The following is a 16,459-nucleotide window of genomic DNA, read 5'->3' on the forward strand; positions in this document are numbered from 1 at the left end:
AGGCAGGATGCTGGAAAATGGAAAAGGAAAAAAAGCGCTGAATTTTCATTATTGCTTTTCCTTATTCTTCTTTTCTCTTTCTCTTGCAAAGAAATTATACATGTTCCTTGCTTCGCTAGCTATGTTAAGGTCATTTACTTCTGTAACATATGCGAGAAGGTTGTCTAATGTGCCGTATCTTCTTGCCAAGCCCTGAAGAGCAGGGTATTTCATCTCATGCTCGTCTATCATGAAAATTGAGATGTCATGCGCATAGGCAGCGCCCATCATAAAGCATGCATTCCTGTCCCAGTCAACGTCTGCAGGGAAGCGCGCAACAACAAGGTCATATTTCATAATGTTGTGAAAATCAGATAGCGTTCTTTCAGGGTCTGCGAAAAAGAATCTCTTATCGCTGCCAAGTCTCTCAGCTTCCTCATCAATCTCGAGAAGCTTTTCATTAAGTGTTCCGCAGATATAGATATTCTGAAGGGGAATTATCCCGTCAGAGCCCTCAGGATATTTGCTCGGAACAGAGCCAATCCTTTTTATTTCAATAGTTGGCTTTGACTTAAGAAAATCAATTGCATCATCCAATTTTGTGAAATACTCAGAGGCAATCCCTTTCAGGAGAGGATCAAATTTTTCGTTCTCATCAACAACTATTATATGATTATTATGCGCAGCTGAGCCGCCGAGCTCAGAATAGCTCATTACCCCTCTTGATTTCTGAAAAACAACAAGCGAGATTGGGCACCCCTCTGCATCATTCATGTCAGATGAAGCCATCTCAGCAACATTTGCCTGATTATTCCTTCTTGGGTCTGCAAAAGAATATTCCGGAAGCTCACTTATGATTTTATCCCTGAAATCGCCGAAAGGACCTATTAAGTAAATTTTAACCTCATTATCTTTCATTTTGCTTGCCTCCAAATTTCATCGTAAAGCTTGTTCCCTTGCGATTTTCTGCGAGATTTTCAACATCTCCCGCTTTTGAATCTATCTAAGAGATGCCCAATGAAATTTGAATCATAGGGAAACTCCTGCTTTTTTGCTGCCCTTTCATAGGCTGCTGAAATCTTTTGCGAGATTGCTGGAAGGTCACCCTTGCATTCCAGGTTTACTATTCCTCGTTTAGGGCACATTGCCCCGGTTATTTCAACAATAGGAATGTCATTCTTATCATCCACTCTTATTGTCTGCACAGTTGAATAGTCGTTTTCCTGCTGGAAAAATGATGTGCAGTCAATGTATAGATTCTGGATGAAAAATGAATTGTCTTCGCATGAGAAAAAATGATTTTCCACTGAAAGCCCTCTTGACTTGAACAAATATTCCTTGTAAGTTTCTCCTGAGCACTCCTTGAACCAGTCGCAGATTACCTTGTTTATGTGAAGCTCAGAAACATTTCCTTCTTTGTACTTTCCGCAGGTAATTGAAAGATAATTTGCCTTTCTCTGAAATTCCGCAGTTTCTATCGAGATTTTCCTTTCAAAAACAGCTTTGCTGCTTCCCTCAAGAAGAAGAATCCTCTCAAGGTTTGCTTTCGTTATCCCTAGTCCAGTTAAGTCAGGCATTTTTTTTACTACCACTTCATGCCACGGGGAAAGATGATTTCCTTCGGGCGTTTTTGGCTGTCTACTGCGCGTTTATAGGCAGCATGAACTGCCTTAACAATAGCGCCCAGGTTCTTTTCGTCTTCCTTTTGGTTAAGAGGATACTCTTTATCTTTAATTTGTCCTTCAAGCACTACTTTTACAGGCTCATCTCCTTTTTCATAGGATACGCTTACAATTTGATTAAGGTTATATTCTCCTGATGCTTTAAATAAAGGGTGAATTTCTATTCTTAAGTGCTGAGCAAAAGTTCCAGGCTCTAAATGTTCAATAAATATGTTTTCAATTGATAATCCCCTGCTTCCGAACTCGTAGCGTTTGTCCTGCATATCTCTTTTTCCAACAATCTCCATTGCACCAAAGTCAAGTTCACTACGGGGTATAGACACGTTACTGTATTTTCCGAAGAGTATTGACAAGTAGTTAGCCTCTTTCTGAAGAGTTTTGTCTAATGTTGTCATATTCAGTCTTTCTACATTTATGCCTGATGCGCCTTCATATCTAAGAACTCTTTCAAGGCAGCCGTCATCTATCCCTATTTTGTCTAAAATATCATTTCCGGTTGTCATTTTGCACCCCCAATGCATGAATAATTAATTTAATCATTTTTTTCACCTTTCAAAACTCTCTGATAATCTTGTTTTTAATTCTTCAAGCTGCAGTAAATCTTTTCAATCTCGCTTTCCCATTCTCCAGGATGGTATTCAAGCACTTCCTTATTGTCCAAGGTGATTTTTATCTTCCTGTTCTTTTGGTAATTGGATTCAACGCTCCTGCTTATCGCGCAGACAACCTTTCCGAAATTGCAGGTCTTCTTGCTTATCTCAACATAGCTCATTTCAGTTCCGTTTTCAAACTTGGTAAGGAAAAGCCCTATCTTAATCTTGTCTGTCTCAAAAACATAAAGGCTTCTTGCCATGCCATCTATATCAAGGTATCCGTCAAATGAAAGCTCTTTTATTCCGGTGTCGTAAACCTTTTTTTCAAGCTCGCTTTGGTAATCAGAAAGATTAGCTGTTTCAGGCTTCCCAAAATTTCTTGCAATAAGCTCAGATTTCTCAAATAGTTTCTTGTCAGCAGCTTCCTTATTGCCCCTTGTTATTCTTGCTATAAGCTCTATGTGCCCGTATTTTTCTATCTGCTCGTCAAGAGTTTCTCCTGTTATGCCCCTTAATTCAAACATCTGCATTATCTGGCTTTTTTCATCAATTTCAGGCTCATCTGGCATTTTTATACTCCCCTTGAAATCCGCCTATGCAAAAAATCCCACCCAAGAATCAGCCTCAGGTGAAACTAACATCTATTGTTTCACCCCTTTTTAGTAACTATAATGCCTTGAATTTATAAAGTTTTCTGAATCTTCCGGCATATTTAGAATTCATGAAACCCTCTGATTTTCACTCAGAAAAAACTTCCCCCTGGAACCTGTAAATCTCGCACCTTGGGTTCCTCCAGGAATTTTTTGGAAGTCCTGCCTTTTCACATGTTCCCTCAAGAAACTGGACAACATTCCAGCGCTGCTCAGGAGCAACCTGGGGAAGAAGAAGCCCTGAAAAGCCCCGGTATTTTACAATCAGCCCGTCTCTTCCAACCTCAATCTCCTTAAAGTAGTCATTGGGATTATTAACTTCAATAAGTGCAGGGATGGAAAGAATTGAGATTTCAATTATTATATCCTTCATCTCTTCCTTTGAAACCTGGATAAACCTCGGATCCTCAAATGCAGCAGCCTCTGCAGCCTTCATTATCGCATCATAAAGCGGAAACACCGGTTCAGGAAACCCTATGCAGCCGCGGAGCTCTCCGTGCTTCTTTAATGTTACAAATACGCCCTGCTCACTTGAGAATTTTTTCTTTATTTCAGGGTTTATATTTACTTTTGAATCAGAAAAACAGCTCTCAATTGATTCTCTTGCAAGCTTCAGCAGTTTTTTCCTTTCTTCTGAACTGGGCATTTTTGGAACTACTTTATTTTTTTAACTTCTTCATCAAAGCCGGTGTTGAGCTTCTTCAGCCTTTTTCCTGCAGCAATGAGGGCTTTTGCCGGCTCTTCTTTTCCATCTGTCTCAATTATGAATTCCGGGATTCCTATGAGAGGGTGCTTTATCTTGTAAGCGGCTATCTTAACATGCTCGTCATTCCAGAGCTCTTCACGAAGCGCATTGCAGAGGGTGTGCCCCTCGCCTATAAGCTCAAACCTCATCTTCTTTTCGCTTTCTTCCAGAACTTTAATCTCCATTTAAAACCACCTTCTTTCAATATTCTCTCAGTAATCTTTAGGTTTTGTTGACGGATTTTACTTTGACAACTGAGAATTGTGGAAAATGAATTTCTTTATAAAGGTTTCTAATAAAGCCATCATGAATTATTTTTATTTCCTTATCATATCCTTGCATCATATTTCTCTATCAATTTTAATATGCCGTCAAGATCAGAAGGAATTGTGAGCTTTAAATTTATCTGAGAGTTCTCTGTGAAATGCACAGGGTAATACTTAGAGAACACTTCACAGTCATCAGCCGGAGATGCATTCGGATTCTCGGAAAAAAACCGCTCATAAGCATGGATAAGCTTATCCCTTGGAAATGTCTGGGGTGTTTCAGCAAGATACACTGAATTTCTGTCAATGTTTTCAATATTCCCCCTGACTCTCATTTTAACTGCGTCATTAGGCTTTTTCACAACAACAGATGAGCCGTATTTTATGCAGTCATCAATTGAATGATTAATCAGCTCAGGAGTTACAAGAGGTCTTGCCCCGTCGTGAATTGAAACAATATTGCCTGAGCTCATCTTGAGCGCATTGAACACTGATTCAGCCCTTGTGCCTCCGCCCTCGCAGAGCATAATCTCTTTTTTCCAGTTATATGTGTCTTTCCAGGATGAAGAGACCCTCTGAAGATAAGGAATCTTGTCTTTTCTCGATGTGATTATTATTCTGTTAACAGAGGAATTTTCAAAGGAATCTATTGAGTAGAAAACAACTGGCTTTCCTAGGATACCCAGGAAAAGCTTATCCTCTCCGAACCGCTCGGAGCTTCCCGCTGCAGCAATAATTGCATCTATCATTTTAGTTTTTGCAGAAGCATGTGCACTTGTTGCAGGGCGCATCCCCTGTCAGGGCAAATTCTGCCCTTGAAAATTCCATGCTCCTTGAAAGGCAGTTTGCGAAGCACTGCTGCCTGCACACATCCTCATCTGCAATCTGTTAATTATAAACCTTTCTAATAAAATATTTAAGCAATAAGGAATTTAATTTGCTTGATTGAAATGGAGATTAAGAAGATAAAGATTGGCGAAAAATCAGTTTTTCCATTTACAATACCCTCTGGAATCATCACCACATCAGCGTCAAGCATTGAGGTTATTGCAAATGAGATTCCTGAAATCGGGATTATAACGGCAAAAAGCACAGGAATTGAACCTAGGCAGGGCTATTTGGAGCCGATAATCCATGAATACAGCAGGGGATGCTTCATAAATGCAGTTGGGCTCGCGAATCCAGGTGCAGATGAGCTTGCAAAAGAGCTTTCAGAGATTAATTTTCCCGAAGATAAGTTTCTGCTCGCATCAATCTTCGGCAAAGATGCAGGCGAATTTGTCAAGGTTGCAAAAATCCTTGAGGATTTTGTGGATGGATTTGAGCTTAACTTCTCCTGTCCAAATGTAGCTAATTATGGAAGCCAGATTGGAGAGAATCCCCTTCTTGTCTATGAGATAACAAGCCTGGTTTGCCAGAATATTGAAAAGCCGGTGTTTGCAAAGTTTGGTCCAAACACCAATAATTTATCAGAAGCAGCAATCCTCGCTGTGAAAGGAGGTGCATATGGAATCTCTGCAATAAACACAGCGGGCCCGGGTGAATACTTAATTGACAGAAATCCTGTTCTATCAAACAAATCCGGCGGACTTTCAGGGGCTGGAATTCTTCCAATAGGATTGAGATGCGTTTCTGAAATAAGAAAGGCTGTCGGAGAAGAGCCCATAATTATTGGAATCGGCGGGATAAGCTGCGCGAGGGATGTTGAGCAGTATTATGATTCAGGCGCAGACATATTCGGGATAGGAAGCGCTCTTTCAGGGCTTGACAACAGCATGCTGAAAAAATATTTCTCAGAGCTTGCAAATGATTTGAGAAGCGGAAAAAACAACGCATCTTCTCTCCTGATTTATCCTGACACAACTTATCATAAGACGAGGATTGAGGAGGAATTAATGCACGCGCCTGATTTTAAGACAATTTCAACTGACTTAATCCTTCCTGATGCAGGAGCAGGGCAGTTTGTTTTTGCATGGATTCCAGGAATCGGCGAAAAGCCGTTTTCCCTCGTAAACAATAATCCAGTAACTCTCGGAGTTCTGGAAAGGGGATGCTTCACAAAGGCATTCAACTCAATGAAAAAAGGCGATTCCCTTTATATACGAGGCCCATACGGCAGAAAGCCGGAAATAAACTATGACTGCGACATCTTCCTCGTGGGCGGTGGTTCTGGAATTGCAGCTCTTCCCATGATAGCAAAATATGCAGGCAGCGTAAAGCACGGAAGGATTGCTGCAATGATTGGAGCCAAGGATTCCTCTCACATTCCGTATATAAAGGAGCTCGAGAGCATGTGCGAAATCTTTGTCTCGACAGAAGACGGGAGCATGGGAGAAAAAGGAGATGTTCTCCGATTATTCGAGAAGGCAAAAGCAGGATTTGGATACTATTTCAACTGCGGGCCAAGGGAAATGATAAATTCTGTCCTTCCTATTGAGCTTGGCTTTTCCTGCCCGTCGCTTATATACTCATCTGCTGATTATCTCACAAAATGCGGAATCGGGCTGTGCGGAAGCTGTGCTGATGAAAAAGGCAGGAGAAGCTGCACAGAAGGCCCGTTCATGCATCCAGAGTAAACACTCACTTTTTCATATAGTGCCTAAAAGGTTTTCTATTATTCTCCATGCTATAGGCAGTTTTTCTTCTGTTCTTCCTTTTTTTCTGAAATTCCTTCACAAACCCCTTTTTTGTCAAAAACTCCTGCTCTTTTCTCTTTCCAGCCACTTTTTCATGCTTTTTCTCTTTCTGTCAAGTTCCGGCCCTCACTTTTAGCCTTCTTTTCCCATTTTTTCTCTCTTTTTTCCAAAGATAAGCTTATCCCTGCAGGAACCTTTTTCTGATTTTTGATTATTTTCAATAGTTTCTAAATAATAACAATTCAATTTATTTACTTTTAAGTAAATAACTGAATTACTTTATTTTAATAATAAAAATCATAAAATTATTTATTAAAAGTTTTAATTTAAAATTAATTTATTTAATAATCATATTTCTAATAAGTTTTAATTATTTATTAAAAATATCAATAAAATAAATATGAAGAAATAATAGAATATTATAAGAAAAAACATCACTTTTTAATCATTTTAAATGAGCAATTTCAGAAAATAGCCAGAAAATCCCGCAAAATTGCCTGAATTTTACGACGAGAAATGCACTTTCTTAAAATTTCATGTCATCCAACGGGCTTTTAACCTTCATAAGCTCAGTATTGCTTACACTGGTATAAATTTGGGTGGTCTGTAGGTTTGCATGCCCCAGTAATTCCTGGATTTTTCTGATGTCAACACCTGCCTCAAGGAGATGGGTGGCGAAGCTGTGCCTTAATGTGTGCGGAGTGACTTTTTTGGGGATTTGCGCAATCTTCGCGCTCCTTTTGATGATTCCCTGGATATCTCTTGAGGTTAATCTGCCGTTCTTGCCTTCAAACAGGTATTCCTTCGGTTTCTTCTTGTAGATATAATGCTTTAATTCAGAGACAAGGCGCTCTGAGAGGATAAAAAGCCGGTCTTTTCCCCCTTTTCCGTTCCTCACCCAGCCGAGCTTCTCTTTCTCCTCAATATCCTTGATTTTCAGGCTTGTGCACTCTGAGACGCGCAGCCCTGATGAATAAAGAAGCTCTATTATGAGCCTGCTCTTCTCGTTCTTTGCGCTGGTTATTAATGCCTTAACCTCGTCTTTTGAGAGCACAACAGGCAGCTTTTTCCTGATTTTGGGTGTTTTAAAATCAACTATCCCTTTTTTAAGAATAGAATCATAGTAAAACTTCAATGATGCCTTCGCAAGGGCAACTGTCGACGTGGAATTCTTTCTTGATATGAGCATTCCCAAGTATCCTTTTATGTCAGATGAGCTGATTTCATGAGGAAGCTTTCCTGCTGAATTCAGGAACTGCAGGTTCTGGAAAAGGTATGTTGAAACTGTCCTCTCGCTGAAGCCCCGCAGCTTAAGCTCTGCCTCAAGCTCAACTAGAGCGCTTCTTATCCTTCCCTTTTCCGTTTCTTCCATTTTATGGCTTCAAGTCCTTAAATTAATGCGTGCTTGCTTACCTTTCCGACTATATTCGTATAATATACCTTATACGAACTTATATATATAAATATTTCGTTTTTTTGGGCTTTGGCATTAAGAAGCCCTGTCTTTTCCCAGAAAAGCCAGGTTCTTGATTGATAAAACAGGCAAAGAACAGGGCTAAAAAATTACTGCCAAACCTGCCAATTGCCTTAAGAAAAAAGAAGGCAAATGAAAAGAAAAAATAAAATGAAGCAAATAAAAAAAGAAAACAACGGTTATATCATGATTTTTAATATTTTACTCGCTGTAAAGTATCTTTTTCATTGAATTCCTGGCTTCAAGCTGCCTTATTCTGCTTTCAAGCTCTCTCATCTTTTCCTTCTGGTCCCTCTCATTCCTGTCCAGAAAAAGTATCCAGTCGCTCATGCTTCTCTTGAAGTTGTCAATGTCAATCCTGGTTCTTGTGAAAGAAATCCTTAATTTCCTGTCCATTGATGCCATATTCATATTAACCCCCTCTCAAAACATTTTTTTATGAAGATTGTTTTTAATTATTTAGTTACTATGTAGTGATTATAATTACTATCTTATTTATATATTTTTCTGTTTTTGAAGGTGTTTTCCCCTCAAATAATGATATCAATATTTAATTAATTATTAAAAATTTCTATCAATTTTTACGAGGAGAGAAAAGAGTTATGCAAAAGATATTTTAGAAAATATCTTTTTAATAAATATTAATCTAATAATTATTAATAATAACTATTATTGTATTGAGATTATTCTATAATAGTTTATCTAATGATTATTTAATTTTATCTATTATGCTTTATCTATTTAACTAAAATTTAGCTGTTTTTTTCATGATTTTTCAGGTTTTACTCACTAATTTGCTTTTGTGCACGACATAAGCAATATGGGCACTATGGATAAAAGTGATTTTTATGCCTCTTTTACCTCTCTTGAATCCAATATACCAATTATTGATACTGCAAAAGTGAGCGTTGATAATCTGAATGCAGGGCTTAACTTGATAAAATATGGAATAAAGGTTGAATAAAGATAGGGAAAAAAAGGCGCTATTTCCGACGTAAAGTCCCTATTAGAAAGATTTAAATATCTGCCTCATAAAGCCAGTTTTATAGAGTTAATGCTCTAAAGTTCCAAAATAGGGAGGGATTACATTGGGCAGAATTAAGATAAGAATGATAAAGAGAATAACAACAGAAGCTCTTGAGAAAGACAGGAACAGCTATACCACGGACTTTTCAAAAAATAAGGGAATTATTGCCAGGAAAATTAATGTGCCTTCAAAGAAAGTGAGAAATGTAATTGCAGGATACATTGCAAGAGTTATGAAGAGAAAGGTAGAGTAAATCATGCGTTTATAAGTGATTTCAGGGATAAGAAAGAATGCAGAAGTTTTTGTAGGGGGTGCAAAATGGCAGCAGACAACTCAATTTTTATCGGCAACAAGCCGTTTATGAATTATGTGACAGCTGTAGTGATGCAGTTCACCACAAAAAACGCTGAAGAGATAACAATAAAGGCGAGGGGAAAGTTCATAAGCAGGGCTGTTGATGTTGCTGAGGTTTCGGTAAAGAGGTTCCTGAATGAACAGGCTGTTACCACAGGGATAAAGATAGACAGCGAGGAATTCAAGAACGAGCAGGGAAAGCAGGTCAGGGTTTCTTCAATTGAGATTACACTTGCCAGGAAAGTTCCTCAGTAAGCATATTTTCCTTTTTTGTCATTAAATTCTTTTGATTATGTCTCATCTTGTCTTCACTTTATTCTCTTTATCGCATCAATTACCACCTCAAAAGGATTATTGTCACTAATTAGTAGTTAATAAACGAAAGGTTTATAAACTTCTCTGCTTTTCTATATTAATACTAACATGAAAAACGATGGACTTGAAGGGATAATGAATAATAATGGAAGCAAGTTGAATGATAGTTCTGGCTCTAATCCCTCTCATTCTCCTGAAAATGAAGAAAAATATGGTCTTATAATCCAGAATATGCCGCAGGGATTTGTTTACGGAAAGATAGTCTACAATAAAAATCACAGGTTTTCTGGAATAGTGATAGAAGATGCTAACTCATCCTTTGAATCCATGAGCGGTCTTAATAAAGAGAAAATTATAGGAAAAAGAATTTCTGAATCAATTGAAGGAATAATTGATTCTGAAATGATGGAAAAAATCAGAGAAACAGCACTTATGGGAAAAGCCATAAATTTTGATGAATATATTGCAAAGCTTAACAGGTGGTATTCATTCTCAGCATACAAGCCCGATTCTGATTCAATTGCCATTTTATTTTCAGACATAACAGAAAAGAAGAAAGATGAAAAAGAGCTTATCTATTCCAGTTCCCATGATTTTCTAACTGGGCTCTATAACAGGAGTTTTTTTAATGCTGAAATGGAAAGGATGGGCAGAGGAAGGTTCTATCCGATAAGCGTGATGGCTGCTGATTTAGACGGGCTTAAGATTGTGAATGACAATTTAGGGCATAGCGAAGGGGACAATATCATAATTAAGGCAGCAGGCATCCTTAAAGATTGCTTCAGGTCAAGCGACATTGTTGCAAGGACAGGAGGGGATGAATTCTCAATACTGCTTCCTGAAACTACAATTTCAACTGCAGAGGAAAAGGCAGAACATATTAGAAAATCCTTTGAGAATTACAACTTAGAAAATAATGCGATTCCGCTTCACATATCTCTAGGAATTGCAACAGCAGAAAGTGGGAATAAGCAGATAGAACAGCTGCTCTGCGATGCAGATTCCAGGATGTATGAGGACAAGAGCAAAAACGGAATTCCTTTCCATTACAAAATTCTTGAATATATAAAGAACAGGTAATTAATCCAACTTCTATTTAGAAAAGCTTTTAATACAACTTCCGATTACATTAATATTGCATTAATAATGGGCCAGTAGCATAGCCTGGATAGTGCGTTCGGCTTCGGACCGGATGACCGGGGTTCAAATCCTCGCTGGCTCGTGAGCGATAGCGAACGAGCCAAGAGGCTCGAAAATTCGCATATTTTCGCGCTGCCTCGCTGGCTCGCTTTATTTCAGGATTTTTTCCATTCCATAATGCATGGCTAATGATTTTTCATCAAATATCCTGTATCCGAGGCGCTCATAAAATCTGATTGCGCCGCTGTTGTCTGAGAACACATTCAGGGTTATTTTTTTTACTCCATCCGCTTTTCTGCATCCTGCCTCAAAATTGCTGTAAAGAATTCCCCCGATGTGCTTGTCCCTGTAATCCGGGTCAACCATGAACCTGTGAAGAGATATTGAATCCTCCTTTAAAGAAGCGATTACAAATCCCACTGGCGTCTCTTCAAGTTCAGCATATCTGCTTAGCTCCCATTTCTTTGGAAAGTCCCTTAAAAAGTTTTCTGGGAGCCAGATTTCGGGATAATCCCGCTCAATAAGCATTATGCTTTCAAGATTGTTTTCCATGTACTGCTTTGAGAGCACACCGATTTTCAAATCTTCAGCCCTTTGCATTTTTCCACCCTGCAAATTCCTTGTTTCTCTCATAAATTTCCAGGAGATAGTTTCCAAGCTCTGTTTTTGGGTCAATCTGGGCTTCTTTTGTGCGCTTGACTATTTCATCAAGATTGGTTTTTTCATTGTGCCCGTATGCTTTCTGCATAGTGTTAGCATATGCCCCTGCTTCATCAAGGGTCACAGCAAGCCACCAGGGCTCATTCTCATAGGGCTTTTTTATCTCTTTCATATAAAATGAGAGAATCTCATCATATGCTTTCTCTGTTGAGTATCCCTTTGAATATATTGAGAGTATTGCCTTAACGCGGGCATCTGTGATTTTTTCAGGGGTTTTTGCATATGAAAAAGCGCTTATTATTTCGCTTGTTATTGTTTTCTTTTTGTTGATGTAGGAAAGATAGGTTTTTGCCGCTTCATTGAAATTGCCGTTTTTGTCAATTCCGCTGTATCCAAGATTGTACATTACAGAAAGGACATCATAATCTGTGTTTTTTAGAGCATTGTCATCTATGTTCATCCTCACAAGCCCCAGCCCGAATATCAGGTTTGTCTCAGGATTGTAAATGTTATCGGTAAAAGACCTTCCTGAAAAATACCTGCTGTCCAAGTCAAGAAGCTCTTTTTCTGCAAGTTCATACCTTTCTTTTTTTAGCTGGGCAATTCCATAATCTTTTGAAATTTCATTGTAGCTTGTTGGGTTCAGTGCTGATTCTGCAATCAGAATCCTTGAATACCATATGGGGTCAATCCTGTAAAGAGGAGCATATTTTTCAATCAGGCTTTTTATTGGAACGAATCTTGCAAGAAGCCTTATCTCTTCGGGTTGGAACTCATTAGGACTTTTATCGCTCTTGTCAATCAGGATATTCTCAAGATTTTTCACTTCATATGAAATGTCAATGAGCCTTTCACGCTTTGTGAAAAGTTTTGTTATGTCATTTGGGTAATCATCATTTATTTCGGATATTCCAGTGCTCTCTGGAACTTCACTATTCCTCTCTGCTTCAGCAACTATTGTCACGGATTCCATTGCTTTTTTAAGATTAACATTTTTTATAATCAGGCTTGGGACACCGATGTTTGCAGCATATATTATTCCTGCTCCCAATATTGATGCAACTGTTACGCTGAAGGCTCTTCTTGCCTTGGACCTTTTACTTCCTGACATTTTTATTCCACCTATTATTCCATTTCTCTTCCTGGTGAGTGAGTTTTTCATAAGTTGTCTGGATTCCTGAAATGAGATAACTTACAAGGCATACCCCGGTGTATAGCATTGCAGCAGGCATGTATTTCAGGTATTTAGGCTCCCTTGCGAGAGTAATCCCGATATTAACCGTAACCTCTGCTGCAAGAAGCCCGCCAACAAGGTAAGGGCTGTAATTGTATATCATTGGGAGCGCTGCTGTTTTTGCTGTGAAAAGGACAGCCTCGGTCCAGAATGGAATAAGCGTGGTGTAAAGAAGGCTTTTTGCATTGCTAAACTGCCCTGCATGCGAGTAAATTGCCTGCCATGCGCCCCTGTGCCACCTTCTTGTCTGCTTCCAGTGGTTTTTCAGCCCCCTTACATCATAGGAAACACATGTCGCTTTTTCCTGGAAGCCGAGCTTGTAGCCCTTCTCGAGAAGAACCCAGGTGTAATCCAGGTCTTCTGTCTGAGTTCTTGTTGGAATAGGATACTTGAGAAGAACATCTTTCTTGTATCCGGTGACTGCTCCGCACATAACATACATGCCGTTTCTTGCTGCCTGCCCGACTTTTCTGAATGACATCACCCTAATCTGCCATTCCTTCCCGTAGGTAAGCTGCCTGCTTAGAAACGAGCCCGATGCAATCAATGTCGGAAATCCGGTTACTGCAGCAACATTCTCATCATAAAACCCTTTTACCAATTCCTCTAGGCATTTTGGGTCCGGAAGAAGATCGCCGTCATTTATGTATACAATGTCTCCCAGCGCGCCATAGTATTTCTTTACAAGATGATTTATGCTCATGGCTTTTCCTGCATTTATCAGATTTTTTATGTAGAAAAGATTATTGTGCTTGCTGTAAATATCAAGGCATCTTTCATGGGTATTATCAGAAGAATTGTCATTTACAATCATTACATTCTTTGGCTTTAGAGTCTGAGCATATATTGCATCAACAACAGCATCAATGTTCTTCTCTTCATTATGAGCAGGAATTATAACGCTCACGCTGAGATTCTTTGTTTCATCATTTTCAGGAATTGGATTGAGCTTCCTGTAGATAAAAGAGGCAAAGTCAATTCCAAGGGTAAGGCTCATTTTTTCTCCTCAGGGAAGATTTGCCCCGCAGTTGAAAAGATAGTCTATCGCCGCCATATAAGGAATGAAATCTCCGTTTGCCTGAGAATACAAAGGATGATTGTAGTTCTGATAAAAAAGCTTTATATCATTATCCTCAAAGAGCTTCTCATCAAGGTAGTTCTTTGCCCCGTCCCCGCTGAGATAGGTGTCAGCATGCAATACTTTGCATATGTCAACTATCCTCTGGCTTCTTTGGGTTTCTATTCCAAGGGTGCTTGAGCGGATTTTTGGAACTTTTATCCTGAATACATCGCAGAGATACTCTATAAACAGCATGTTATTCTCAGAAAGCATTGGGGTGTCCTTTGCTACTTTATCATAAATTTTCTCAAGATTAGAAAAATATTCTTTGAAGAAAGTCGTGTTTGCATAACTCTGTTTGATAAGCATTGGATGGTACTTTTCCCATTCCATTCCGCTTATGAGAATTTCATTTTTTATCCTAGTTTCCGTAAGAGGAATCTTTTTTTTCTCAACAGGAATTGTAAGCCATTTTGAACCTTCTCTTGTTTTTATCCTGTTCCTGTTGTGGAAGTCCTCCTTGCTGAACTGCGCGTCATCAAGTATGAAGAAAAGATCGCTTTTAGCTATCTTGTCAAAGAATCCAAGATATGGAATGTAGTTTGGCTGATGTCCTGACAGTATTATATTAAACGCCCCCCCTGCTTTTTCAGTATCATTCCATAATGATTGATTTCAAATGGCTCAGCATACTTTTTCTCATAAGGATTGTAGACATTGCCCCAGAAAATGGCGTTTGCCTGGATAACTTCTAAATCCAGTATCCCTTTTTCAACCTGAGTTTTGTGGCAGCTGCATGCCCTTATCTTATTCTCAAGGTCATCTTTATCGCCAACGTAGAAAAGATGGGGGCTGAATTCAACAAGCCCGGAAACGCTTCTGAACATAATTATAGTTGAGGACTTTCGGAATGCAATTCTCGAAGCATTTGAAACTTGGACGTGATCCTTGTGCCTCTCTTTTGTAGTATGAGTGATAACCACCTCAGGCAAATACTTGTAATAAAACGATTCCAATTTCTCAATCAACTTTGATTCTTTGGGCAGGTTGGTGTCTGGGCACTTCAGGCGGAAGATGTCTTTTATCCCCAACACCTTTGCAGCTTCCTCTGCTTCCCTAATCCTGACTGCTGAGTCTCCGCCCTTGTCTCCGTCTGTTACAAGAATAGAGTAAACTTCATAGCCTTCACGCACGTAATTCATTACTGCGAAACTTGCCCCAATTTCTAGGTCATCTGGATGCGCACTTATTGCAATTACCTTCTTCCTTTTTTCCATTTCTATTTTAATCGCCTCATTTTCTTCAGAGATTAAATTAATTAAACCTTAAAATGCTCTAACACCCCAATCTATCACTATTAATTAGTAGAAAATAGTTTATAAATTTTTAGATAAAGAAATAGTTGTATTTAAGGATTGATAAGATTCTCCGACGGGATAAAAGAGCAATTCGTCTGTTATAGTGACAGCAGTTTTAAACCTTTCCTGCATCTTCAATCATCCAAACCTTTTTATTCTGAAACTCTTCACCTTTAATATAATGATATCATTAAAAAAAGAGGATTCGCAGTTTGACGTAATCCTAATCACTGGCGAGGGCTATGATGACCATCCTCTCTCGCCGGCAGGAATTATTGCAAGAGTGCTTGATGCAAAGGGATTCTCGGTCGGGATAATAGAGAAGCCGGAGAAAAAAGAGGATTTCACAAGATTAGGCGCGCCTAATCTTTTCTTCGGGATTACATCGGGCTCGATTGACTCAATGCTCAACAACTACACTCCTCTCAAGAAGAGAAGGAATGAAGATGTCCACAACAAGAACTCACTAATGCCTGACCGGGCAGTTGTTGTGTACTGCAACAAAGTCAGGGAATATTTCAGGGGCGCAAAAATCGTTATTGGAGGAATTGAGGCATCGCTTCGAAGGTTCGCCCACTATGATTACTGGGACAATAACATAAGAAGAAGCATCCTTCTTGATTCAAGAGCAGACATACTTGTATATGGGAACGGTGAAAAACAGACTCTTGAGATTGCTGAAAAAATAAAATCCGGAAAAGATTTGAAAGGAATTCTTGGGACATGCATCCTCTCAAAGGAGATGCCATCCGGATTTATCGGGCTTCCATCATTTCAGGAAATCACTGATTCAAAAGAGAAGTTCTGTGAGATGCAGGTAAAATTCTCAAATTACATGAACATATGCCAGAAATATGACAACAACTATGTTCTTCAGTATCAGTTTCCAGATTACACAAGCGATGATTTAGACTGGATTTACTCGCTTCCATATTCAAGGAAGCTTTCGCCGAATTCACTCCTGAAACTTGCGCAGTTCTCTCTCATAACGCATCGCGGATGCATTGGGAACTGTAATTTCTGCTCAATTGCGCTTCACCAGGGCACAAAAATAATCTCAAGAAGCGAGGAGAGCATACTCTCTGAAATAAAGAGAATCACAAAACACCCGGAATTCAAGGGATATATTGACGATTTGGGAGGACCATCTGCCAATATGTATGGCTTAGACATTGAAAGCAGGAATGCTTCATGCGACAAAATTGAAGCCAGCCATAAAAGAATAATTGAACTCTTGAGAAAGGCAAGGGAGATTCCCGGAGTAAAAAAGATTTTCATAAGAAGCG

20 protein-coding genes and 1 tRNA gene are annotated in these 16,459 nt (G+C 39.1%); 7 read left to right on the forward strand and 14 right to left on the reverse strand.

Annotation, left to right across the window (positions count from 1 at the left end):
• Window positions 1-48: 48 nt before the first annotated feature.
• The 7 genes from NTV63_00400 to NTV63_00430 form a co-directional block, all read right to left on the reverse strand.
• Complete coding sequence (locus NTV63_00400; protein MCX6709404.1) at window positions 49-897, reverse strand: hypothetical protein; 849 nt, start codon at window positions 895-897, stop codon at window positions 49-51.
• Window positions 898-956: 59 nt separating this feature from the next.
• Window positions 957-1,556 carry a hypothetical protein gene (locus NTV63_00405; protein ID MCX6709405.1) on the reverse strand — a complete coding sequence of 200 codons (600 nt, stop codon included), beginning with the start codon at window positions 1,554-1,556 and terminating at the stop codon, window positions 957-959.
• An 8-nt stretch (window positions 1,557-1,564) separates the two neighbouring features.
• Window positions 1,565-2,164 (reverse strand): hypothetical protein, encoded by a 600-nt coding sequence (locus NTV63_00410; GenBank protein ID MCX6709406.1) that lies wholly within the window; start codon window positions 2,162-2,164, stop codon window positions 1,565-1,567.
• A gap of 74 nt (window positions 2,165-2,238) precedes the next feature.
• On the reverse strand, window positions 2,239-2,823 hold the full coding sequence (locus NTV63_00415) for a hypothetical protein (protein MCX6709407.1): 585 nt from the start codon (window positions 2,821-2,823) through the stop codon (window positions 2,239-2,241).
• 169 nt (window positions 2,824-2,992) lie between these two features.
• A complete protein-coding gene (locus tag NTV63_00420) occupies window positions 2,993-3,550 on the reverse strand; it encodes a TIGR00296 family protein (GenBank protein MCX6709408.1) in 558 nt (185 codons plus the stop codon).
• 8 nt (window positions 3,551-3,558) lie between these two features.
• A complete protein-coding gene (locus NTV63_00425) occupies window positions 3,559-3,834 on the reverse strand; it encodes a DNA-directed RNA polymerase subunit L (protein MCX6709409.1) in 276 nt (91 codons plus the stop codon).
• A 143-nt stretch (window positions 3,835-3,977) separates the two neighbouring features.
• The gene (locus NTV63_00430; GenBank protein MCX6709410.1) at window positions 3,978-4,664 is read right to left on the reverse strand and encodes an IspD/TarI family cytidylyltransferase; all 687 of its coding nucleotides are present in this window, start codon (window positions 4,662-4,664) and stop codon (window positions 3,978-3,980) included.
• A 201-nt stretch (window positions 4,665-4,865) separates the two neighbouring features.
• On the opposite strand from NTV63_00430, the gene NTV63_00435 reads away from it, so the two are divergent.
• Complete coding sequence (locus tag NTV63_00435) at window positions 4,866-6,491, forward strand: dihydroorotate dehydrogenase (protein MCX6709411.1); 1,626 nt, start codon at window positions 4,866-4,868, stop codon at window positions 6,489-6,491.
• Window positions 6,492-7,077: 586 nt separating this feature from the next.
• On the opposite strand, the gene NTV63_00440 is transcribed toward NTV63_00435, so the two are convergent.
• Both NTV63_00440 and NTV63_00445 read right to left on the reverse strand, forming a co-directional pair.
• Window positions 7,078-7,923: a tyrosine-type recombinase/integrase gene (locus tag NTV63_00440; GenBank protein ID MCX6709412.1), complete on the reverse strand. Its 846-nt coding sequence runs from the start codon at window positions 7,921-7,923 to the stop codon at window positions 7,078-7,080.
• A gap of 303 nt (window positions 7,924-8,226) precedes the next feature.
• The gene (locus NTV63_00445; GenBank protein ID MCX6709413.1) at window positions 8,227-8,436 is read right to left on the reverse strand and encodes a hypothetical protein; all 210 of its coding nucleotides are present in this window, start codon (window positions 8,434-8,436) and stop codon (window positions 8,227-8,229) included.
• A gap of 391 nt (window positions 8,437-8,827) precedes the next feature.
• Between NTV63_00445 and NTV63_00450 the strand changes: the two genes are divergently transcribed.
• From NTV63_00450 to NTV63_00470, 5 genes are all read left to right on the forward strand, one after another.
• Entirely contained in the window at window positions 8,828-8,989 is a 162-nt protein-coding gene (locus tag NTV63_00450) for a hypothetical protein (protein MCX6709414.1), read from the forward strand.
• A 124-nt stretch (window positions 8,990-9,113) separates the two neighbouring features.
• Window positions 9,114-9,305: a 30S ribosomal protein S17e gene (locus NTV63_00455; GenBank protein ID MCX6709415.1), complete on the forward strand. Its 192-nt coding sequence runs from the start codon at window positions 9,114-9,116 to the stop codon at window positions 9,303-9,305.
• A 65-nt stretch (window positions 9,306-9,370) separates the two neighbouring features.
• A complete protein-coding gene (albA, locus tag NTV63_00460; protein ID MCX6709416.1) occupies window positions 9,371-9,661 on the forward strand; it encodes a DNA-binding protein Alba in 291 nt (96 codons plus the stop codon).
• 168 nt (window positions 9,662-9,829) lie between these two features.
• On the forward strand, window positions 9,830-10,801 hold the full coding sequence (locus NTV63_00465; protein ID MCX6709417.1) for a sensor domain-containing diguanylate cyclase: 972 nt from the start codon (window positions 9,830-9,832) through the stop codon (window positions 10,799-10,801).
• Between the two features lie 68 nt (window positions 10,802-10,869).
• A tRNA-Arg gene (locus NTV63_00470) sits at window positions 10,870-10,943 on the forward strand.
• A 68-nt stretch (window positions 10,944-11,011) separates the two neighbouring features.
• Here the strand turns inward: NTV63_00470 and NTV63_00475 are convergent.
• Genes NTV63_00475 through NTV63_00495 form a run of 5 tightly spaced genes read right to left on the reverse strand, consistent with a single transcriptional unit; the run spans window position 11,012 to window position 15,092 of the window.
• Window positions 11,012-11,461, reverse strand: coding sequence for a GNAT family N-acetyltransferase (locus tag NTV63_00475; GenBank protein ID MCX6709418.1), 450 nt, complete (start codon window positions 11,459-11,461; stop codon window positions 11,012-11,014).
• Window positions 11,448-12,683, reverse strand: a complete 1,236-nt coding sequence (locus NTV63_00480; GenBank protein ID MCX6709419.1) for a transglycosylase SLT domain-containing protein — start codon at window positions 12,681-12,683, stop codon at window positions 11,448-11,450. Before NTV63_00480 ends, NTV63_00475 begins: the two co-directional genes overlap by 14 nt.
• Entirely contained in the window at window positions 12,619-13,752 is a 1,134-nt protein-coding gene (locus NTV63_00485) for a glycosyltransferase family 2 protein (protein MCX6709420.1), read from the reverse strand. The genes NTV63_00480 and NTV63_00485 overlap by 65 nt, the downstream gene beginning before the upstream one ends.
• 9 nt (window positions 13,753-13,761) lie before the next feature.
• A complete protein-coding gene (locus NTV63_00490; GenBank protein ID MCX6709421.1) occupies window positions 13,762-14,412 on the reverse strand; it encodes a WbqC family protein in 651 nt (216 codons plus the stop codon).
• A gap of 26 nt (window positions 14,413-14,438) precedes the next feature.
• Window positions 14,439-15,092 carry a PIG-L family deacetylase gene (locus tag NTV63_00495; protein MCX6709422.1) on the reverse strand — a complete coding sequence of 218 codons (654 nt, stop codon included), beginning with the start codon at window positions 15,090-15,092 and terminating at the stop codon, window positions 14,439-14,441.
• Window positions 15,093-15,354: 262 nt separating this feature from the next.
• Between NTV63_00495 and NTV63_00500 the strand changes: the two genes are divergently transcribed.
• Window positions 15,355-16,459 (forward strand): YgiQ family radical SAM protein (locus NTV63_00500; GenBank protein MCX6709423.1); only part of this gene is annotated, 1,105 nt, incomplete at its 3' end.

It is taken from the genome of Candidatus Woesearchaeota archaeon (assembly GCA_026394965.1).
GTDB lineage: Archaea > Nanobdellota > Nanobdellia > Woesearchaeales > 0-14-0-80-44-23 > JAPLZQ01.